21 protein-coding genes and 1 tRNA gene are annotated in these 20,001 nt (G+C 68.3%); 13 read left to right on the top strand and 9 right to left on the bottom strand.

Going from position 1 to position 20,001, the window contains the following annotated elements:
* Positions 1-83: 83 nt before the first annotated feature.
* Both FZ983_RS03950 and FZ983_RS03945 read right to left on the bottom strand, forming a co-directional pair.
* Positions 84-575: an RNA pyrophosphohydrolase gene (locus FZ983_RS03950; RefSeq protein WP_149222258.1), complete on the bottom strand. Its 492-nt coding sequence runs from the start codon at positions 573-575 to the stop codon at positions 84-86.
* Between the two features lie 23 nt (positions 576-598).
* Complete coding sequence (locus tag FZ983_RS03945; RefSeq protein WP_149222257.1) at positions 599-1,342, bottom strand: sulfite exporter TauE/SafE family protein; 744 nt, start codon at positions 1,340-1,342, stop codon at positions 599-601.
* Between the two features lie 165 nt (positions 1,343-1,507).
* Here FZ983_RS03945 and FZ983_RS03940 point away from each other — a divergent pair, with 165 nt between their 5' ends.
* From FZ983_RS03940 to FZ983_RS03900, 9 genes are all read left to right on the top strand, one after another.
* Entirely contained in the window at positions 1,508-2,782 is a 1,275-nt protein-coding gene (locus FZ983_RS03940; RefSeq protein ID WP_149222256.1) for a glutamate-5-semialdehyde dehydrogenase, read from the top strand.
* A gap of 145 nt (positions 2,783-2,927) precedes the next feature.
* Complete coding sequence (locus FZ983_RS03935) at positions 2,928-3,554, top strand: nicotinate-nucleotide adenylyltransferase (protein ID WP_149222255.1); 627 nt, start codon at positions 2,928-2,930, stop codon at positions 3,552-3,554.
* Positions 3,551-3,997, top strand: coding sequence for a ribosome silencing factor (gene rsfS / locus FZ983_RS03930; protein WP_111066995.1), 447 nt, complete (start codon positions 3,551-3,553; stop codon positions 3,995-3,997). Before FZ983_RS03935 ends, rsfS begins: the two co-directional genes overlap by 4 nt.
* A gap of 25 nt (positions 3,998-4,022) precedes the next feature.
* Entirely contained in the window at positions 4,023-4,481 is a 459-nt protein-coding gene (rlmH, locus tag FZ983_RS03925; RefSeq protein ID WP_149222254.1) for a 23S rRNA (pseudouridine(1915)-N(3))-methyltransferase RlmH, read from the top strand.
* Between the two features lie 90 nt (positions 4,482-4,571).
* Positions 4,572-6,134 (top strand): 2,3-bisphosphoglycerate-independent phosphoglycerate mutase, encoded by a 1,563-nt coding sequence (gene gpmI, locus FZ983_RS03920; protein WP_149222253.1) that lies wholly within the window; start codon positions 4,572-4,574, stop codon positions 6,132-6,134.
* 246 nt (positions 6,135-6,380) lie between these two features.
* Positions 6,381-7,775: a peptidoglycan DD-metalloendopeptidase family protein gene (locus FZ983_RS03915; RefSeq protein WP_247883558.1), complete on the top strand. Its 1,395-nt coding sequence runs from the start codon at positions 6,381-6,383 to the stop codon at positions 7,773-7,775.
* Positions 7,776-9,197, top strand: coding sequence for a S41 family peptidase (locus tag FZ983_RS03910; RefSeq protein WP_149222252.1), 1,422 nt, complete (start codon positions 7,776-7,778; stop codon positions 9,195-9,197).
* Positions 9,198-9,212: 15 nt separating this feature from the next.
* The gene (locus tag FZ983_RS03905) at positions 9,213-10,367 is read left to right on the top strand and encodes a divergent polysaccharide deacetylase family protein (protein ID WP_149222251.1); all 1,155 of its coding nucleotides are present in this window, start codon (positions 9,213-9,215) and stop codon (positions 10,365-10,367) included.
* Between the two features lie 121 nt (positions 10,368-10,488).
* On the top strand, positions 10,489-11,067 hold the full coding sequence (locus FZ983_RS03900) for a hypothetical protein (RefSeq protein ID WP_149222250.1): 579 nt from the start codon (positions 10,489-10,491) through the stop codon (positions 11,065-11,067).
* Positions 11,068-11,219: 152 nt separating this feature from the next.
* Here FZ983_RS03900 and FZ983_RS03895 read toward each other — a convergent pair whose 3' ends face one another.
* The 5 genes from FZ983_RS03895 to rplU form a co-directional block, all read right to left on the bottom strand.
* Entirely contained in the window at positions 11,220-11,864 is a 645-nt protein-coding gene (locus FZ983_RS03895; protein ID WP_247883557.1) for an HAD family phosphatase, read from the bottom strand.
* Positions 11,865-11,869: 5 nt separating this feature from the next.
* Positions 11,870-13,009 carry a glutamate 5-kinase gene (gene proB, locus FZ983_RS03890; protein ID WP_149222248.1) on the bottom strand — a complete coding sequence of 380 codons (1,140 nt, stop codon included), beginning with the start codon at positions 13,007-13,009 and terminating at the stop codon, positions 11,870-11,872.
* Positions 12,999-14,261 carry a GTPase ObgE gene (gene obgE, locus FZ983_RS03885; protein WP_149222247.1) on the bottom strand — a complete coding sequence of 421 codons (1,263 nt, stop codon included), beginning with the start codon at positions 14,259-14,261 and terminating at the stop codon, positions 12,999-13,001. The genes proB and obgE overlap by 11 nt, the downstream gene beginning before the upstream one ends.
* 149 nt (positions 14,262-14,410) lie before the next feature.
* Positions 14,411-14,695 carry a 50S ribosomal protein L27 gene (rpmA, locus tag FZ983_RS03880; protein ID WP_149222246.1) on the bottom strand — a complete coding sequence of 95 codons (285 nt, stop codon included), beginning with the start codon at positions 14,693-14,695 and terminating at the stop codon, positions 14,411-14,413.
* Positions 14,696-14,750: 55 nt separating this feature from the next.
* Positions 14,751-15,068 (bottom strand): 50S ribosomal protein L21, encoded by a 318-nt coding sequence (gene rplU, locus FZ983_RS03875; RefSeq protein ID WP_012974890.1) that lies wholly within the window; start codon positions 15,066-15,068, stop codon positions 14,751-14,753.
* A 208-nt stretch (positions 15,069-15,276) separates the two neighbouring features.
* Here rplU and FZ983_RS03870 point away from each other — a divergent pair.
* Positions 15,277-15,366 (top strand) — tRNA-Ser (locus FZ983_RS03870).
* A gap of 188 nt (positions 15,367-15,554) precedes the next feature.
* Positions 15,555-16,217 (top strand): hypothetical protein, encoded by a 663-nt coding sequence (locus tag FZ983_RS03865; protein ID WP_149222245.1) that lies wholly within the window; start codon positions 15,555-15,557, stop codon positions 16,215-16,217.
* Positions 16,218-16,308: 91 nt separating this feature from the next.
* Here FZ983_RS03865 and FZ983_RS03860 read toward each other — a convergent pair whose 3' ends face one another.
* Positions 16,309-16,797, bottom strand: coding sequence for an Hsp20 family protein (locus FZ983_RS03860; protein WP_149222244.1), 489 nt, complete (start codon positions 16,795-16,797; stop codon positions 16,309-16,311).
* A gap of 266 nt (positions 16,798-17,063) precedes the next feature.
* Here FZ983_RS03860 and FZ983_RS03855 point away from each other — a divergent pair, with 266 nt between their 5' ends.
* Positions 17,064-17,486 (top strand): DUF1465 family protein, encoded by a 423-nt coding sequence (locus tag FZ983_RS03855; protein WP_149222243.1) that lies wholly within the window; start codon positions 17,064-17,066, stop codon positions 17,484-17,486.
* 104 nt (positions 17,487-17,590) lie between these two features.
* Here the strand turns inward: FZ983_RS03855 and rpmE are convergent, their stop codons facing one another.
* Entirely contained in the window at positions 17,591-17,815 is a 225-nt protein-coding gene (gene rpmE / locus FZ983_RS03850) for a 50S ribosomal protein L31 (RefSeq protein ID WP_012974887.1), read from the bottom strand.
* Between the two features lie 209 nt (positions 17,816-18,024).
* Here rpmE and FZ983_RS03845 point away from each other — a divergent pair, with 209 nt between their 5' ends.
* Positions 18,025-19,842, top strand: a complete 1,818-nt coding sequence (locus FZ983_RS03845; protein ID WP_149222242.1) for an ABC transporter transmembrane domain-containing protein — start codon at positions 18,025-18,027, stop codon at positions 19,840-19,842.
* Positions 19,843-20,001: the final 159 nt, after the last annotated feature.

Here is a 20,001-nt window from a genome sequence, read left to right as displayed (position 1 = left end):
TGGACCGGGGGTCGTTGAGAAGTTGGGGATAACCGCAGTCAAAATTGGGACATGCCGCCGGGATCGGAGCAGGGGTATGTGGGTCAGCCCTTTGCCCGCGCGATCAGCGGGCGGAATTCCGCCAGGACCGATTCGTAGACCGGGCGCTTGAATGCGACGATCAGGCCCGGCAGTTCCTCCGCGTCGATCCATTTCCAGGCATCGAATTCCGGATGGTCGGTGTCGAGCCGGATGTCGGCCTCGTCGCCGGTGAAGCGGGCCAGCATCCACATCTGCTCCTGCCCGCGCCAGCGCCCCTTCCAGACCTTGCCCAGCAGTTCGTCGGGAAGGTCGTAGCGGTGGGGGGCGGCGGTCATGGCGATGAACTCCGCCTTCGCGGTGCCGATCTCCTCCTCCAGCTCGCGGAAGGCGGCGGTGCGGACGTCCTCGCCCTCGTCGACGCCGCCCTGGGGCATCTGCCAGTCGGCGTCCGACCCGCAGCGCTTTGCAACGAACACCTCGCCGCGGTCGTTCAGCAGCATGATCCCGACGCAGGGGCGGTAGGGCAGGGTGTTGCGGTCGATGGTGGCGGTCATGGAGACTTCCTTCGGGGAGCGGATCAGGTCTTGGTGATGAAGAAATAGACGGTCATCGCCGCACCCACCAGGATCACCACCTTGCGCAGCACGGGCGGTGGGATGTGGCGGGCGACCGAGGCGCCGGCATAGCCGCCGGCCATGGCGGCGACCAGCATGATCAGCGCCTCCGTCCAATAGACGGCGCCCCCGGCGACGAAGGCCGCCACCGCGACGGCATTGAGGCAGCCGGACACCAGCGACTTCAACCCGTTCATCGCATGCAGGTCGGTCAGGCCGAAGACGCCCAGCGTCGCCAGGATCAGGATGCCGATGCCGCCGCCGAAATAGCCGCCATAGACGGCGATCAGGAACTGCACCGCCAGCACCGTGCCATGACCGATGGTGCAGGTGCGGCGGATCCAGGCCGACGCCTTCGGCCCGACGGCGAACAGCAGCGTCGCGAACAGCAGCAGCCAGGGGACGATGGCCTCGAAGGTCCGCTGCGGCGTCCACAGCAGCAGAAGCGCGCCCAGCAGCCCGCCGATCAGGCTGATGCCGAGGAAGGAGGGCAGGTGGATCTCACGGATGCGCCCCAGTTCCCGCCGGTAGCCATAGGCGCTGGCCAGCGCGCCGGGCGACACGGCGACGGTGCTGGTGGCATTGGCGTTCAGCGGCGGCACGCCGGCCAGGATCAGCGCCGGGAAGGTCAGGAAGCTGCCGCCTCCGGCGACGGCGTTCAGCACGCCCGCGAAAAAGGCGGAGACGATCAGCAGCAGCGTCAGCATGTCACCTTACCCGAAAACCTTGCCCCGGCAGGACCGGCGCGTTGCGTTTTGCACACGCCCGCCCATACCGCAACGCCGAAGTCCCACAACCGCGCGGCTTTCGCAACCCCGAACAATTCGTTAAGGTCGTCGTCCCTTCCACGGATAGAGTGTCCGGAGACCTCCATGTCCGCCCTGCTCGACACCACCGACGCCCTGCACGACCAGATGCTGACCCTCGGCCGGGCCGCCCGCGCCGCCGCGGCCGCGCTGGCGACCGTGCCAGGACCGTCGAAGGACCGGGCGCTGAGGGCGGCGGCGGCGGCCATCCGCGCCCGCGCCGCCGAGATCAAGGCCGCCAACGTCGAAGACATGGCGAACGCCCGCGACCTGTCCGGCCCGATGCGCGAACGGCTGATGCTGGACGACACGCGCATCGAGGGCATGGCCAAGGGGCTGGAGGACATCGCCGACTTCCCCGACCCCATCGGCGGCGTGCTGGCCGAATGGACGCGGCCCAACGGCCTGCGCATCCAGCGCGTCCGCGTGCCGCTGGGCGTCGTCGGCATCATCTATGAAAGCCGGCCCAACGTGACGGCGGATGCCGGCGGCATCTGCCTGAAGTCCGGCAACGCCGCCATCCTGCGCGGCGGGTCGGAGAGCATCCGCTCGTCCCGCGCCATCGCCGACTGCCTGGTCCAAGGCCTGCGCGAGGCCGGACTGCCGGAGGCGGCGATCCAGCTGGTCCCCACCACCGACCGCGCCGCCGTCGGCCACATGCTGACGATGCGCGACTATATCGACGTCATCATCCCGCGCGGCGGCAAGTCTCTGATCCAGCGCATCGCCGACGAAAGCCGGGTGCCGGTCATCAAGCATCTGGACGGCAACTGCCACGTCTATGTCGATGCCGCCGCCGACCTGGAGAAGGCGCGCAAGGTGGTGCTGAACGCCAAGATGCGCCGCACGTCGATCTGCGGCGCCGCCGAGACCCTGCTGGTCGACCGCGCCATCGCCGACAAGGCCCTGCCGGTTCTGGTGAAGGACCTGCTGGACGCCGGCTGCGCCGTGCGCGGTGACGCGGCGGTCCAGGCCGTCGATCCGCGCGTGACCCCGGTGACGCCGGAGGATTGGGACACCGAGTATCTCGACGCCATCATCGCCTGCGGCGTGGTGGACGGCGTGGATGCGGCAATCGACCACATCAACGCCCACAGCTCCCACCACACCGAATCGATCCTGACCGAGGATCCGGCGGCGGCGGAGCGGTTCCTGTCGCGGGTGGACAGCGGCATCGTGCTGTGGAACGCCTCCACCCAGTTCGCCGATGGCGGCGAGTTCGGCATGGGTGCCGAGATCGGCATCTCCACCGACAAGTTCCACGCCCGCGGCCCGGTGGGTGCGGAGCAGTTGACCAGCTACAAGTATGTCGTGCGCGGCGATGGCCAGACGCGGCCCTAAGACCGACGCTCCCCCCTCCTGTGGAACCCTCTCCCCCCCGGGGAGAGGGCAGGGTGAGGGGGTTCCGTCTGTCGGACGGTCCTCGAAGCGTGTCCCCCTCACCCAACCCTCTCCCCGGGGGGGAGAGGGGAAACGCTCCGGGTCGATGCGCAGGTTCCAGAAGGCCCCCCACCTCTATTCCGGGCCGCTCTACGCTGGCCTCACCGTCGGCATCCTCGGCGGGTCGTTCAACCCGGCCCATGCGGGGCATCGGCACATCAGCCTGTTCGCGCTGAAGGCGCTGGGTCTCGACCGGGTCTGGTGGATGGTCAGTCCGCAGAACCCGCTGAAGTCCACCGCCGGCATGGCCTCCCTCGCCGAACGGCTGGCGGAGGCGCGGGCGGTGGCCGCCCATCCGCGGATCGAGGTGACGGCGATCGAGACGGCGCTCGGCACCCGCTTCACCGCCGATACGCTGGCCAAGCTTCAGCGCCGCTTCCCCAAAACGCGGTTCGTTTGGTTGATGGGAGCGGACAATCTGCGACAAATTTCGCGCTGGAAGCTTTGGACACGAATCTTCGACTCGGTGGCCGTTGCGGTTTTCGCCCGCCCCACCTATTCTCTTAGTGCGCTGAGCGGCAAGGCCGCCCAGCGTTTCACCCGTCGACGGGTGTCCGTGTCGGGGGTAAAAGGGCTGGCGCGCCGCAGGCGGCCGGCCTGGGCGTTCTTACGCAACCCCCTGCATCCGGCCTCGGCGACGGCGATCCGGCAGGCACGGGCCGCCGGGTCGTGAAACCGTTGCAAGAGGTTGGAGCCATCACCACGCACACCGAAACGGCCGCGACCGCTCCGCGGCCAGCCGCCGTTCCCCAGATCCTGGAACCGCAGGACCTGAAGGCGCTCATTCAGGCGTCGCTGGACGCCGATCAGGCGGATGACGTGACCGTCATCGATCTCGCCGGGAAAACCACCTTCGCCGATTACATGATCGTGGCGTCGGGCCGCAACACGCGGCACATCGCTGCCATGGCCATGAAGCTGGCCGAAAAGCTGAAGCAGGCCGGCGTCCGCGGCGTCGAGATGGAAGGCATGACCCAGTGCGACTGGGTGCTGGTCGATGCCGGCGACGTGATCGTCCACCTGTTCAAGCCGGAAGTCCGGACCTTCTACAACATCGAGAAGATGTGGGGCCTGGACCTGCCGACGCCGTCGGGCACGGCACGGCTGAGCGCCTGACGGACCGGAGGCGGAGGGCCGCACCATGCGTTTGTGGCTCGCCGCCGTCGGGCGGTCGCGGGGCGGACCGACCCGCGACCTGTTCGACGAGTATGTCGGCCGGCTCAGCTGGCCCTTTACCCTGAAGGAGGTCGAGGTGAAGAAGCGCCTCTCCTCCGACGAATTGAAACGGCAGGAGGCGGAACTGCTGCTCGCCGCCGTGCCGGCCGGCGCCATCGTCGTGGCGCTGGACGAACGCGGCAAGGCGCTGCCCAGCGAGAGCTTCGCCGCCAAGATCGGTGACTGGCGCGACCGTGGCGCCGGCGACCTCGCCTTCCTGATCGGCGGTGCCGACGGCCATGGCGATGCGGTGCGCGCGCGGGCCGACTTCCTGCTCGCCTTCGGGCCGATGACGTGGCCCCACATGCTGGTGCGCGGCATGCTTGCGGAGCAACTCTATCGCGCCCAACAAATTCTTGCCGGTCACCCCTATCACAGATCCTGATACCGAGCGCCGCATCCGGCGCGCGGAAAAGCGCCGGAGCTGAGAAGCACGAAACTCCGAGACCACAACCTTTCGAGAAAGGTAAGCGCGATGACCGAGACCAACCGACCCCGCCCTGTCGTCCTGTGCATTCTGGACGGCTGGGGCTATCGCGAGGAGCGGTCCGACAACGCGATTGCGCTGGGCGAAACCCCGAACTGGGACCGCCTGTGGTCGGCCGAGCCGAAGGCCTTCCTGAACGCCAGCGAGGAAGAGGTCGGCCTGCCGAAGGGGCAGATGGGCAACTCCGAGGTCGGTCACATGAATCTCGGCGCCGGCCGGGTCGTCATGCAGGACCTCGTGATGATCGACCATGCCATCGTCGAGGGCGATCTCGAGCGCAATCAGGCGCTGAACGATCTCGTGAAGACGATGCACAAGACCGGCGGGTGCGTCCATCTGATGGGCCTGCTGTCGCCGGGCGGCGTGCATTCGCACCAGGACCACATCGCGGCGCTGGCCGGCGTGCTGTCGCGCGAGGGCGTGCCGGTGGCCGTCCACGCCTTCACCGACGGCCGCGACGTGCCGCCGCAGAGCGCCAAGGATCAGGTGGCCGAGTTCATGGCCGACGTCTTCGAGCTGCCGGGCGTCGAGGTGGCGACCGTCATCGGCCGCTATTACGCGATGGACCGCGACAAGCGCTGGGACCGCGTCGCCAAGGCCTATGCCGCGATGACCAAGGCAGAGGGCGAGCGCGCCGCCGACCCGATCCAGGCGATCGAGCAGAGCTATGCCGCCGACAAGCATGACGAGTTCATCCTGCCGACGGTGATCGGCGACTATGCCGGTATGAAGGACGGCGACGCCATCCTGATGGCGAATTTCCGCGCCGACCGCGCCCGCGAGATCCTGGCCGCCTATGTCGACAAGGATTTCGACGGCTTCCCGGTGGATGGCGCCCCGAAGCTGGCCGCCGCCGTCGGCATGGTCGAATACTCGTCGTCGCTGGCGAAGCTGATGACCACCATCTTTCCGCCGAAATCCCTGACCAAGGTGCTTGGCGAGGTGGTTTCCGAGGCCGGAATGAAGCAGCTGCGCATCGCAGAGACGGAGAAGTACCCCCACGTCACCTTCTTCTTCAACGGTGGTGAGGAGCGGGTGTATGAGGGCGAGGATCGCATCCTGGTCCCGTCGCCGAAGGTCGCCACCTATGACCTGCAGCCGGAGATGTCCGCCGCCGAGGTGACCGACAAGCTGGTCGGCGCCATCGATTCCGGCAAGTACGACCTGATCGTCGTCAACTTCGCCAATCCCGACATGGTCGGCCACAGCGGCATGCTCGACGCCGCCATCAAGGCGGTGCAGGCGGTCGACGGCAGCCTGGGGCAGGTGGAGGCTGCGGTGCGCCGCGCCGGCGGCACCATGCTGGTCACCGCCGACCACGGCAACTGCGAGCTGATGAAGGACCCGGAGACCGGCGGGCCACACACCGCCCACACGTTGGACAAGGTTCCGCTGGTGCTGGTCAACGGTCCGGCCGGCGCCCGGATCGAAAGCGGCCGTCTGGCCGACATCGCCCCGACGCTGCTCGACCTGCTGGGCCTGCCCAAGCCGGCCGAGATGACTGGCCGCAACCTGCTGGTCCGTACCGCCGCCCGCGCGGCGGCGGAGTAACGGATGGCGCCGCGTCGCTCTTTCACGCCGTATTCCCCCTCTCCCCCCCGGGGAGAGGGTCGGGGTGAGGGGGGCGCGTGGCGTGGAGATGCAGAATCTTCAGTACGTAGATCAGCTTTTCAATCTACGCCTCGCACTGCATCCCCCTCACCCAGCCCTCTCCCCGCTTTCAGCGGACCGGAGGTCCGCCTGTCGCGTCAGCGCAAACAAAGTATGCGCGTGAGCGGGGGGGAGAGGGTATCCGGGGTGGGGGAGGGGTTTGTTAAAGGCTTCGTGGTCGTCGCCGGCCTGATCCTCGCCCAGCCGGCGAATGCCCAGACCGATGCCCCCAAGGATACGCTGAAGCGCGTCGAGCAGCAGCTTCAGACCGGCAAGCAGCGCCAGCAGCTGCTGGAACGCCAATCCCAAGCCCTGCAGACGGAACTGGACGACCTGCGCGGCCGGCTGATTGCACTTGCCGACCAAGCGCGCGGGCAGGAACAGGCACTCGACCAACTGGAAGAGACGCTCACCGCCCTTGAGGGGGAGGAGCGCGAGCGGTCCGCCGGGCTGGACGCCGAACGGCAGCAGATCGCCACCCTGCTGGCTGCCCTCCAGCGGTTGGCCCGCATCCCGCCGGAAGCGGCACTGGCCCGGCCGGAAAGTCCGGTCGACACCCTGCGCTCCGCCCTGCTGCTGCGCGACGCGGTGCCTGCCCTGAAGGCGCGGGCCGACGCGCTGTCGCAGGCGCTGACCGCGTTGGCCGACACCCGCGGCAGGCTGGTGGACCAGCGCTCCAAGGCGCTGGCGGCGCGGGTGGCGCTGGCCGAGAAGCAGGGCGAGATGAACCGCCTGATCGCCCGGCGCGAGGAGCTGTCGCGCCAGACCGAGGAGGAGCGCGTGCAGGTCGGCCAGCGCATGGCGGAGCTGTCTGGCCAAGCCACCGACCTGCGCCAGCTGATGGAGCGGATCGAGGCCGAACGTCGCGCCGCCGCCGAGGCCGCCGCCCGCCGCGAGGCAGAGCGGCGCGAGGCGGAGCGCCGGGAGGCCGCCAAGCGCGAGGCGGAGAAGCGCGAGGCCGAGCGGCGCCTCGCCGCCCAGAAGGAGGCCGAGCGCAAGGAGGCCGAACGCAAGCTGGCCGAACTGCGCGCCGCCGAGCAGAAGATTGCCGAACAAAAGGCCGCCGAGGAAAAGCGCGCGAAGGACGAAGCCGCGAAGGAAGCGGCACGCGAGCGCGAACTGGCCGCAAAGGCGCCGGATGGTCCTCCCGCGGTCGCCGGCATGGTGCTGCCGGCTGCCGGAAAGCTGACCACCCGCTTCGGCGAGGCCGACCGCTACGGCGCCACCAGCCGTGGCGTGACGGTTCAGACCCGCGCCGGGGCCGCCGTGGTGGCGCCGCGCGGCGGCACGATCGTGTTTGCCGGCCCCTTCAAGGGCTATGGCCTCATCTTGATCGTGGAACACGGCAACGGATATCATAGTTTGATTGCGGGTTTGGGCCGGATCGACACGGCAGTCGGGCGTAAGGTGGCCGGCGGGGAACCGCTGGCGGTCATGCCGCCGGACGGCAATCCGGATCTCTATTTCGAGCTGCGACGAAACGGCCAGCCGATCAACCCGCAACGCGGGTTCGGCGCCCCGGAGGGGAAAGGACAAGGGTAGATGAGGATGATCAAGCGCGCCGCCACGGCGGCTGCTCTGGTGTTTCTGGGCGCCGGCGTCGCCACCGTCACCGCTCAGTCCAGCAATTCGTCGGACACCTACCGGCAGCTGAACCTGTTCGGCGACGTCTTCGAGCGCGTCCGCGCCGAATATGTCGAGCAGGTCACCGACGAACAGCTGATCGAATCGGCGATCAACGGGATGCTGACCTCGCTCGACCCGCATTCGAGCTATCTGAACAAGAAAAGCTTCCAGGACATGCAGGTCCAGACCCGTGGCGAGTTCGGCGGGCTGGGCATCGAGGTGACGATGGAGAACGGCCTGGTGAAGGTCGTGTCGCCCATCGACGACACCCCGGCCTTCCGCGCCGGCCTGCAGCCGGGCGACCTGATCGTCCAGCTGAACGGCGAGGCGGTGATGGGCCTCAGCCTGAACGAGGCGGTGGAGAAGATGCGCGGGCCGGTGGGCAGCGAGCTGAAGGTCACCGTCCGCCGCGGCGAGGCGGGCGAGCCCTTCACCGTGTCGCTGACCCGCGCCGTCATCAAGGTGCAGTCGGTCCGCTACCGCGCCGAAGGCGACATCGGCTACATCCGCGTCACCAGCTTCAACGAGCAGACGCAGAGCGGGCTGGAGAAGGCGATCTCCTCGCTGCAGCAGCAGTTGGGCGACAAGCTGAAGGGCTTCGTGCTCGACCTGCGCAACAATCCGGGCGGCCTGCTCGATCAGGCGGTGTCGGTGTCCGATACCTTCCTGGAGAAGGGCGAGATCGTGTCGACCCGCGGCCGGCGCGCGGAGGAGGGCACCCGCTTCAACGCAAAGGCGGGCGACCTGATCAAGAACCTGCCGATGGTGGTGCTGATCAACGGCGGCTCGGCCTCGGCCTCGGAAATCGTCGCCGGCGCGCTGCAGGACCACAAGCGCGCCATCATCATGGGCACCCAGACCTTCGGCAAGGGATCGGTCCAGACCATCATCCCGCTGCCCGGCCATGGCGCCATGCGGCTGACCACGGCGCGCTACTACACGCCGTCGGGCCGCTCTATCCAGCAGTTGGGCATCACCCCGGACATCGAGGTGCATGTCGCCAAGGTGGAGGATCTGGACAAGAACATCGTCCGCCGCCGCGAAGCCGATCTGAAGGGTGCGCTGGTCAACCCCGACGCCAACAAGGCGCCGCGTCCGGCCACCACCAACCCGGCCGCGCCCGGCACTCCCGCCGCTCCGAATCCGGGCGCGCCGGGCGCCGGTGCGCCTCCGACCGCTCCCGGGGCCGCTCCCGGGGCCGCTCCTGCGCCGGGTGCCGCCCCGACCGATGGTGCCGCGGCGGAGGGGGCCGAGCCGCCCTTCGACTTCCAGCTCGCCCGCGCGCTGGATCTGCTGCGCGGCGTCGCCCTATTCCAGCAGCGCGCCGCGGCGCGCTGACCGGGGCTGACGACGGTGAAGGCTCCCGCTCTGCTCGGTCGTCTGCGGTTCGATTTCCGGGGCCTGCGCCCCGGGCTCGGCTGGCTGCGCCGCATCCGTGGCGGGGCGGGACCTCGCAAGCCGCTGTCCAGGCCGCTTCTGGGCGCCGTTGCCCTGGTGGCGGTCGCCTATGCCGGGCTGGGCGGATGGTTGGCGCTGAATGCCGACGCGACGCGGGAGGCATGGCAGGCCTCCATACCCTCGGCCACGGTCGCGGTCGCTCCACTGCCGCCGCCACCGAAGCCGGAGCCGAAGGTCGCCGCACCGGCGGCACCATTGCCGACCGACGCCGCGCCGCTGCCCCTGCCGGGCGCCCCGGCGGCGGCGGTGACGCTGGTCCCGGCGCCGGTGCCGGGGCTGGTGGAGGACAGCCGCAGCGGCCCGCTGCCGCGCATCGCTCAGGACGGGCGCAAGCCATGGCAGGTCTATGCCCGGCCATTCCCCGCGACCGACAAGCGTCCGCGCGTCGCCATCGTCATGTCGGACCTGGGCCTCAGCGGCGTCACCACCGGCAATGCGCTGGCGAAGCTGCCGCCCGGCATCACGCTGGCCTTCCTGCCCTATGCCGAGCGGCTGGACGACTGGGTCGAGCGCGCCCGCACCAAGGGGCACGAGGTGATGCTGTCGGTGCCGATGGAGCCGTTGAACTATCCGCGCGACGATCCCGGCCCCAACGCGCTGCTGACCATGCTCGGCCCCGACCGCAATGTGGAGCGGCTGGAATGGTCGCTGGGCAAGGCGGTGGGCTATGTCGGCATCACCAGCACCACCGGCAGCAAGTTCACCGCCAACCCGGCGGCGATGCAGCCGGTGATCGATGCACTGAAGGCCCGCGGCCTGCTTCTGGTCGATGCCCGTGCCAACCCGAAGAGCGTCGCCGGGCCGCTCGCCAATCTGGCCGGCGTGCCGCGGGCGTTGGGCGACCGTATCATCGACCGCGACCTGTCGCGCGGCGCCATCGACGACCAGCTGCGCGAACTGGAGGAGCTTGCCAAGACCAACGGTGCCGCCGTCGGCTTCGCATCCCCCTATCCGACCACGATCGAGCGCCTCAATCTGTGGCTGACATCGGTGGCAGACCGCGGGATCGCGCTGGCCCCCGTGTCGGCGGTGGTCAACATCCAGAAATAGCGTTCGCGCTCATTCCGCCCGATGCGACAACGCGCATCGGGCGGTTGCGCGTGTGTGCCTTGCGTCACTGCGCCCGTTGCGAGAATATCTCCGCCGGATTTCAAATTGGCGGAGAGGGCGGATGTACCATCCGGAAGCGCTGGAGCCCATCGTCGCGTTTCTGCGCGGGATCGGCATACAGGTGGAGTATGGCGAGGGCGCCCTTGGCGGCTTTCTGCCCGGCGTGAACATCCATGCCGGTGTGATCCATGCCGATCCCGAAACCCTGCTGGGGCCGGGCGACCTGCTGCATGAGGCGGGGCACATGATCGTTCTGCCGCGCCGGTATTGGCCGCTGCTGGGTCGCGACTTGCAGGCCGACATCGACGGCATCCTTGCCGACCAGACCGCGCGGGACGGAACGCCCGATCCGGTCTTGACCTTGGCCGCCCGGCAGGGCGAGTTCATGTCCCAGGCTTGGTCCTATGCCGTCGTCCATCATCTGGGCTTGCCGCAGGAATGCCTGTTCTTCCCCGGATCGTACAAATACACCGACTATCAGGGCGCCCACCCGATGCTGGCCTGGATCGAGCAGGGGACCCATTTCGGCCTGATCAATCTGGCGCAGTCCGGCTTCACCGGCTATGCGGGGATGTTCGCCTATATGGGCAACAACGGACTGGCGCCGTTTCCGCAGATGGCAAAGTGGACGTTGGATTGAGGAGGGATGCGTGCGTTTGCCCCCTCCCCATCCCTCCCCCGCTTCGCGGGAGAGGGAGCAGGACGCTTGTTAGGGCGTAGCAAAGGGTGGCGGAAGTCCCCTCTCCCGCGAAGCGGGGGAGGGTTAGGGAGGGGGCACGCCGCAGCAACCCCTCACCCGCAAAGCGCATCCCAATCCAGCGCCCCCGGATCCTCCACCAGATGGTCGACAGTGTCGAACACCACGGCGGGGTGCTGGGGCCAGGCGATGGTCAGCATGCCGGCGGCCTTGGCGCTGCGGGCGCCGGTGGGGCTGTCCTCGATCACCGCGCAGGCTTCCGGGGGCAGGCCCAGCATCTTCGCGGCCAGCAGGTAGGGCTCGGGATGCGGCTTGCCGTTGGCGACGTCCTCGCGGGCGATGCTGAAGCGGAAATGCGGGATCGACATGGCGCGCATGTTGGCATCGACGATCATGCGCCCGCCGTTGGAGACACAGGCCTGCGCCAGCCCGCGGGCGGCGAAGGCCTCCACCAGGGCGAAGGCGCCTTCGCGCGGGCGGACCTGATGGACGCTGGCGACATACTGGGCGTTGATCTCGTCCGCCCAGGCGTGCAGGTCGATCGGGAAGGGGCGGCGGGCGTGCAGGGCGGCGTAGATCTCGCGGAACGCGACGCCGTGCATCGACCGGCAATCCTCGTCACTCAGCTCATGACCATAGCCGCGGCAGACCTCGACGGTGATCTGCTGGTGCCACGGCTCGCTGTCCATCAGCGTGCCGTCAATGTCCCACAGGACGGCACGGATCGGGTGACTGATCATGCCGGTCACCGCACCACCAGATCGTCGCGGTGGATCATCTCGTCGCGCCCCTGATAGCCCAGGATCTCCGGGATCTCGGTGCTCTTGTGGCGCAGGATCTTGCGGGCGTCGTCGGCGCTGTAGGCGACCAGGCCGCGGGCGACCTCTCGCCCGTCCTGGGTGCGGACGATCACCACGTCGCCGCGGTCGAACTCGCCCTGCACGGCGGTGACGCCGGCCGGCAGCAGGCTTGCGCCGTGCGACAGGGCGCGCATGGCGCCGTCATCGACCACCAGCACGCCGGTGGCGTTCACATGGCCGGCGATCCAGGCCTTGCGGGCGCTGGTCGGCTCGGCGGAGGGGAGGAACCAGGTGCAGAGCGCACCGCCATCCTCCGGCCGCCGCTCCAGCGCCGCCAGCGGGTTCATGCGCTTGCCCTTGGCGATGACCATGCGGCAGCCGGCCGACAGGGCGACGCGCGCCGCGGCGATCTTGGTCACCATGCCGCCGCTGCTGTAGCCGGGGGGCGGCTCGCCGGCCATACCCTCGATCTCCGGCGTCAGTTCGCGCACGGTGGGGATGTGGCGGGCGTCCGGGTCCTTGCGGGGGTCGGCGGTGTAGAGGCCGTCGATGTCCGACAGCAGCACCAGCGTGTCGGCGCTGACCATCTGCGCCACGCGGGCGGCCAGCCGGTCATTGTCGCCGAAGCGGATTTCGGCCGTGGCGACCGTATCGTTCTCGTTGATGACGGGAACGGCGCCCAGCTTCAGCAGGGTGTCGATGGTGTTGCGGGCATTCAGGTGGCGCCGACGCTCCTCGGTGTCCTCCAGCGTCACCAGGACCTGGGCGACGGTGACGTCGTGGCGGGCCAGCGTTTCCTGATAGGCGTGGGCCAGACGGATCTGCCCGGTGGCGGCGGCCGCCTGCTTCTCTTCCAGCTTCAGAGCCCGGCCGACGAGACCGAGATGCTCCCGCCCGCAGGCGACGGCGCCGGAGGTGACGATCACCACCTCCTGCCCGCGCTTGCGGCAGGCGGCGACGTCGTCGGCCAGGGCGTCGAGCCAGTCCCGGCGGATTTGCCGGGTTTCCCCATCGACCAGAAGGGCCGAACCGATCTTTACGACCAGCCGGCGGGATTCGAGAAGGGTAGGGGCGTCAAGCGCCATGGCGGGAGGTTCCGTCCGTATCGTCGTCCGAGCCGTCCTCTTCGCCCTCCGGCTCTTCCCCGTCAAGGGCTTCGTCCGAGTCGGCGTCCAGCTCTTCGCCCTCTTCGAGATCATTCTCCTCGAAGTCCTCATCCTCGCCGCCGACCCATTCGCCGGTTTCGTCGTCCCACTGCATCTCGCTGTCGTCGGGCAGCTTCTGGCCGACCGGCGGACGCGGGATGGACCGGGTCGCGGGGGCGTGGATGACCTCGGGCTCTTCCGCCTTGGATTCCTTGATGACCGTCAGCAGGCGGTACAGCACCTGCTTCACGCCGTCGCCGGTGGCGCCGGACAGCACCATCACCTCGGCGCCGGAGGCTTCCTCCAGCGCCTTCTTCTTCTCCTCGATCTCCTCGTCCAGCAGGGCGTCGGACTTGTTCAGCCCGATGACCTCCGGCTTGACGGCGAGGTTGCCGCCATAGGCCTCCAGCTCGTTCCGGATCGTGCGGTAGGAGGCGACGACGTCGTCGGCCGTGCCGTCGATCAGGTGCAGCAGGATGCGCGAGCGCTCGACATGGCCGAGGAAACGGTCGCCCAGCCCATGGCCCTCATGCGCGCCTTCGATCAGGCCGGGGATGTCGGCGATGACGAACTCTTCGTCACCGGCGCGGACGACGCCCAGGTTGGGAGCCAGCGTGGTGAAGGGGTAATCGGCGATCTTCGGCTTGGCCGCGGTGGTCGCCGCCAGGAAGGTCGACTTGCCGGCATTGGGCAGGCCCAGCAACCCGGCATCGGCGATCAGCTTCAGCCGCAGCCAGACCCACTGCTCCTGCCCCGGCCAGCCGGGGTGGAACTTGCGTGGCGCCCGGTTGGTCGGCGTCTTGAAATGCGCGTTGCCGTGCCCGCCGTCGCCGCCGCGCAGGAAGACGCGGCGCTGGCCGGCCTCGGTCAGGTCGCACAACACCGTTTCCTGGTTCTCGTCCAGGATCTGGGTGCCGACCGGCACGCGCAGGACGACATCCTCGCCGCGCGCGCCGTTGCGGTTGCTGCCCATGCCGTGATGGCCGCGCTGCGCCTTGAAGTGCTGCTTGTAGCGGTAGTCGATCAGCGTGTTCAGGCCGTCCGCCGCCTCGATGATCACGTCCCCGCCCCGTCCGCCGTCACCGCCGTCGGGACCGCCGAACTCGATGAACTTCTCGCGCCGGAACGCCACGGCGCCGGGACCGCCGTCACCGCTCTTCAGGAAGACCTTGGCTTGATCGAGAAACTTCATCGGAGGACCTTGCCCGTAAACGGAAGGGGAACCGGCAGCGGGACGGTACCGGACTGAAAACGAAAATCGGGGAGCCGGTCGCCCGGTCCCCCGATCTTATCCCACAAGCGTGCAGGCCTGCGACACAGGCCGCGCAACGACCTTAATGGTTACTCGGCAGCGACGGCCGGAACCTGGTCGTTGGCCGGAACGACGTTCACGAAAGTGCGGCCGTTCGAGCTGTGCTTGAAGTAAACCTGGCCGTCGGCCATCGCGAACAGGGTGTGGTCGCGACCGAGACCGACGTTCTCGCCCGGGTGGAACTTCGTGCCACGCTGACGGACGATGATGTTGCCGGAGACGACGTTCTCGCCACCGAAACGCTTCACGCCGAGACGGCGACCGGCGGAGTCACGGCCGTTGCGGGACGAGCCGCCTGCCTTTTTGTGTGCCATGGGGTGTTGCTCCTAAACTGAAGATGCGCCTGAACGCCGGACCGGGAGACCCGGATCAGGCGGCGCCGTTGATGCCGGTGATGCGCAGGACGGTCAGGTCCTGGCGGTGGCCGTTCTTGCGGCGGTAGTTCTGGCGGCGCTTCTTCTTGAAGACGATGATCTTCGGGCCGCGATCCTGGGCGACGACCTCGGCGACGACCGAGGCGCCGGCCACGGTCGGGGTGCCGATGGTGGTGTTGCCTGCGTCGCCGACCATCAGCACGTCATCGAGCGTGATGGAGGCGCCAGCATCGGCCTCGAGCTTCTCAACACGGATCACGTCGCCATTGGCGACCTTGTACTGCTTGCCGCCGGTGCGGATCACTGCAAACATTGTCGTCACTGCCTATGTCAAAACAAACGGCGGGCTTCTCGCCCACCGTTCGATGCGCAAGCCCGTTCATGGGAGCGACGATCTATACTCAGGAGGGGCTCGGAGTCAACAGGGATGCGGCCCAAACGCGTCGCATTTTTCTGCAAAAAAGGCTTGCGCGGCCGCAGGCGTTTATATAGGTTCCGCCCACCCCGCCAAACGGGGCAGCGGATGGGTGGCAGAGCGGTTGAATGCACCGCACTCGAAATGCGGCATACCCTCACGGGTATCGGGAGTTCGAATCTCCCCCCATCCGCCATTCTCTCTCTTCTGAGAGAGGGAAGACAGCAGAAAGCGCCAGCCGGATCGGTTAGGCGCTTTTTTCATGTCCGCGGTCCCGCTTCGTCCGGTCGAGCTTCCCCTTTTTCGCCGCGCGATGCCGATGGCCTTTCCTCCGGCTGGATTGTTGGTCATGTCAACGCCAGCGACCGGAAGGGTGCCGCCGTCATGAACACGCTCAGCCGCCATGATGGGTGCCTGCGCTTCTCCTATGTGGCCGAAGGCGGTTTGCGGGTGGAGGGCACCCATGATCCGGTGGAGCAGGTGCTGATCCTGACGGTGAAGGCCCCGCAGGGACGGGTGATTCACATGGATGCGATCCCCTGCGAGGATCCCCGCGTCATCCTGGAGGCCTTGCGCGAGTGGGGCGAGCCGCCGGAGGAGGTGCGCGACGCGCTGCCCGCATTGGGCGGCAACAGGATCCTGTTGGAGACGCGGCTCGGCGACTCGGTGCGGGCCTCGGTTCGGCGCCATGGCATGAAGGTGGAGGTCGTTTTCATCGATGCCGATGGCCGGCGGGTGGCGGAGTTGAGGGCCGGCAGCCTTGAAGCTCTCGATGCCAAGGCGGGCGGGCTGCTGCGCCTGTCGCAGCGGACGCGTGCGGTGCTCAGCGCCTGGCTCTCGGCGGAACCGCTGTGGCTGGCGGCATTCCTGTTGGGCGGTCCGTTCCTCGGGGCTCTGCTGATCGTCTTCGGGGCACAGGTGTCGCCGGAACAGGTGCTGGTCACCGCCTATGCCGGGGCCGCCGGGCTGGTCGCCGCCTTCGAGCTGTTGCGCGCCGGCTATGCGGAATGGGTGCTGGCGCCCCCGGACAGCTTTCCGCGCGCCTGACCCGGGCCGGCCACCAAGGAAACGGCGCCCCGGAAGGTCCGGGGCGCCGTTCTCATGTCCGCGTCATGCACGGACGGACCGCGTTGGTGCGTCAGGCCGCCTGCTGGGTCAGGGCGGGAGCCGAAGCGGGCGCTTCGACCTGCACCGTCTCGCTGCCGGCGGCGGTGACGATCGGAATGCTCCGCGGCTTCATCGCTTCGGGTACCTCGCGTGCCAGCTCGATGTGCAGAAGGCCATTCTGAAGAGACGCGCTGGTCACCTTGATGAAGTCGGCGAGCTGAAAGCGGCGCTCGAACGCGCGGCCGGCGATACCCCGGTAGAGGAATTGGCCGGTCGGCTCGTCCTTCTTAGCTTTACCCGTGACGGTCAACGAGTTCTGGTGAGCGGTGATGTTGAGGTCGTCCAGACCGAAGCCGGCGACGGCCATGGTGATCCGGTACGAATCCTCGCTCAGCTTTTCGATGTTGTAGGGCGGGTAGGACGCCGCCTCGTCACCGGTGGTCGCGGTCTCCAGCAGACGCGACAGGCGGTCGAAACCGACGGTGGAACGGAACAGCGGCGAAAGGTCGTAGCTGCGCATGACATATCCTCCGAAAGAGCGATACGGCCGTCGAGGACCACGACAGCGGTCGGTCCTCTAAGGGCGGGGTTGGTGGCGGACCCCTGATGGGCATCCGCCGGACGAGCGAGAGATAATCGATGCTCTGTCCCGTTCAAGAGGGCGGCCGCACCAACTCGGGTGAAACCCCGCTTGGGGTTGCCGGGTACCGCCCAGTCACCAATTGTTAATCAGTTGCGGCAAGGCTCAAGCTAGGGCCGTAAGTCCGCGGGAGGGGGCCGACGACCATGACGCACACCTTCTTCTTCAACGGTCCCTACGACGAGACCATGGCCCTCTTGATCGAGGCGCGGAATTACATCGCCTATCATGATGTGGCTGAACACCGGAAGCTGCCGCCGCAGGTCCGACTGCAGATCTCTTACGAGTCGATGCGGGTGACCAGCCGCCTGACCCAGGTGATGGCCTGGCTCTTGGCGCAGAAGGCCGTGCATGCCGGCGAGATGACGAAGGAGCAGGCGGCGAGCGAGGATTTCGCGCTGTCCGGCGGCGAAATCTGTTCCGATCCCAGCGGCCCCGACAATGAGGGGCTGCCATCCGGCCTGCGCAGCCTGCTGGAGCGCAGCCACAGCCTGTACATGCGCGTCCATCGGCTCGACGCCATGGTCCGCGCCGACGTGGAGCGCGAGGCCGCGGCGGCGGTGGGGTAAAGGAGCCCCGGGACACGCGGCTTCACGACACGCACAAACGAAAAGGGCGTCCGAACCGGTCGGACGCCCTTTTCGCATCGGCAGGATAGAAGCGCGAGAACCGCTTACTTCTTGAGGCCGAAGTTCGCGAAGCGCTTGTTGAACTTGGCGATCTGCCCGCCGGTGTCCAGCAGCTTCTGCACGCCGGTCCAGGCCGGGTGCGACTTCGGGTCGATGTCGAGGCGCAGCGTGTCGCCCGGCTTGCCCATGGTGGAGCGGGTCGTGAACGAGCTGCCGTCGGTCATGACCACGGTGATCTCGTGATAGTCGGGATGGATGTCAGTCTTCATGGCCGGGGTTCCTGCAAAGCGAGCGGCGTCTATACCAAAACACCTCCGCCGGCGCAACCCTGGAATCGCCGCTCATTCGAGGCGTCCATACCAATATCCGCGGGCGGTTTCCGGGCGCTTTCGCCCGTCGGTCGCCTTGTTGGGGCCTTTCAACCACGCTATATGGCAGCGATCCGCAGCAATACCCCCAACAGACAAGCGGGAACAGCGTGGCTCGCCAACCCTCCCCCGACCTGATTGCCGCCTCCACCCGCGGCGAGGCGGATGCCCGCCGCCGCGATCTTGGACCGCTGCGCCGGCTGGTGCCGTTCCTGCTTCCCTACAAATGGCGCATCCTTGGCGCGATGGTGGCGCTGACCGTGGCGGCCGGCACCGTGCTGGGGCTGGGGCAGGGGATGCGGGTGCTGATCGACCAGGGTTTCGCCGGCGGCGACACCTCGCTGCTCGACCGGGCGCTGCTGGTGCTGCTGGGGGTGATCGCGCTGATGGCGGCCTCCACCTATGGGCGCTTCTATCTGGTCAGCTGGATCGGCGAGCGGGTGGTCGCCGACATCCGGCGCGCCGTCTACGACCATGTGCTGACCCTGTCGCCGGGTTTCTTCGAGACGACCAAGACCGGCGAGATCCTGTCGCGCCTGACCACCGACACCACGCTTTTGCAGGTGGTGGTCGGGTCGTCGGCCTCCATCGCGCTGCGCAACGCGCTGCTGTTCCTGGGCGGCACCGGCATGCTGCTGATCACCTCGCCCAAGCTGACCGGGCTGGTGGCGCTGGTGGTTCCGCTGGTGGTCGCACCCATCGTGTTCTTCGGCCGGCGGGTGCGCAAGCTGTCGCGCGACAGCCAGGACCGCATCGCCGATGTGGGTTCCTTCGTGGAGGAGACGCTGGCCGCCATCCGCACGGTCCAGGCCTACACCCACGAGGCCATCGACCGCGCCCTGTTCGGCAAGCGGGTGGAGGAGGCATTCGACGTCGCCATCCGCCGCGTTCGGGTGCGGGCGCTGATGACCGTGATCGTCATCGTTCTGGTGTTCGGCGCCGTCGGCATCATCCTGTGGATCGGTGGCCATGACGTGGTGGCCGGTCGGCTGACACCGGGCGAGCTGTCGGCCTTCGTCATCTATTCCGTGGTGGTGGCCGGTTCGGTCGGCGCCATCAGCGAGGTGATCGGCGACCTGCAGCGCGCCGCCGGCGCGACCGAGCGGCTGTTCGGCCTGCTGGCCATCGAGTCGGAAATCCGCGCGCCGGCTGCGCCCAAGCCGCTGCCCAGCCCGGCGGCGGGGGCGCTGTCCTTCGACGCCGTCCGCTTCCATTACCCCTCGCGCCCCGACTGGGCGGCGCTTGAGGGCTTCTCGCTGGACGTGAGGCCAGGCGAGCGGGTGGCGCTGGTCGGCCCGTCGGGGGCCGGCAAATCGACGGTGTTCCAGCTTCTGCTGCGCTATTACGACCCGCAGGCCGGATCGGTGCGGCTCGACGGCGTCGAACTCCGCGACGCCGATCCGGTGGCTGTGCGGCGCCGGCTGGGCCTCGTGGCGCAGGACCCGGTGGTCTTCTCCGCCAATGCCTGGGAGAACATCCGCTACGGCCGCCCCGACGCGTCGGATGCCGAGGTGCGCGCCGCCGCCGAGGCCGCCCATGCGCTGGACTTCCTCGACGCGCTGCCGGAGGGGCTCGGCACCTTCCTGGGCGAGAAGGGCGTGCGGCTGTCGGGCGGCCAGCGCCAGCGCCTCGCGATCGCCCGCGCCATCCTGCGCGACCCGCCGGTGCTGCTGCTGGACGAGGCGACCAGCGCGCTGGATGCCGAGAGCGAGCGGATGGTGCAGGACGCGCTCGACCGGCTGATGCATGGCCGCACCACCCTGATCGTCGCCCACCGGCTGGCGACGGTGCTGAACGCCGACCGCATCGTGGTGATGGACAAGGGCCGCGTGGTGGAGACCGGCACCCATGCCGAACTGGTGGCGCAGGGCGGTCTCTACGCAAGGCTGGCGGCCTTGCAGTTCGACCGGGCGGACGGGGTGGCGTAGGATCTGCTTCCGTCGGCGTTAGACCCCCACCTTAATCCTCCCCCGCTGGGCGGGGGAGGAGACAAATGCTTGTTCGGGAAAGCTGCGGCAGTCCCTCCCCCGCCCAGCGGGGGAGGTTAGGTGGGGGTCTAACGCCGCAAAGCTCAACCACCCCCAACC

The organism is Azospirillum sp. B21 (assembly GCF_008364825.1).
Lineage (GTDB): Bacteria > Pseudomonadota > Alphaproteobacteria > Azospirillales > Azospirillaceae > Azospirillum.
Note: the sequence above shows the minus strand (reverse complement) of the source record. Positions and strands in the feature narration are given on the sequence as shown.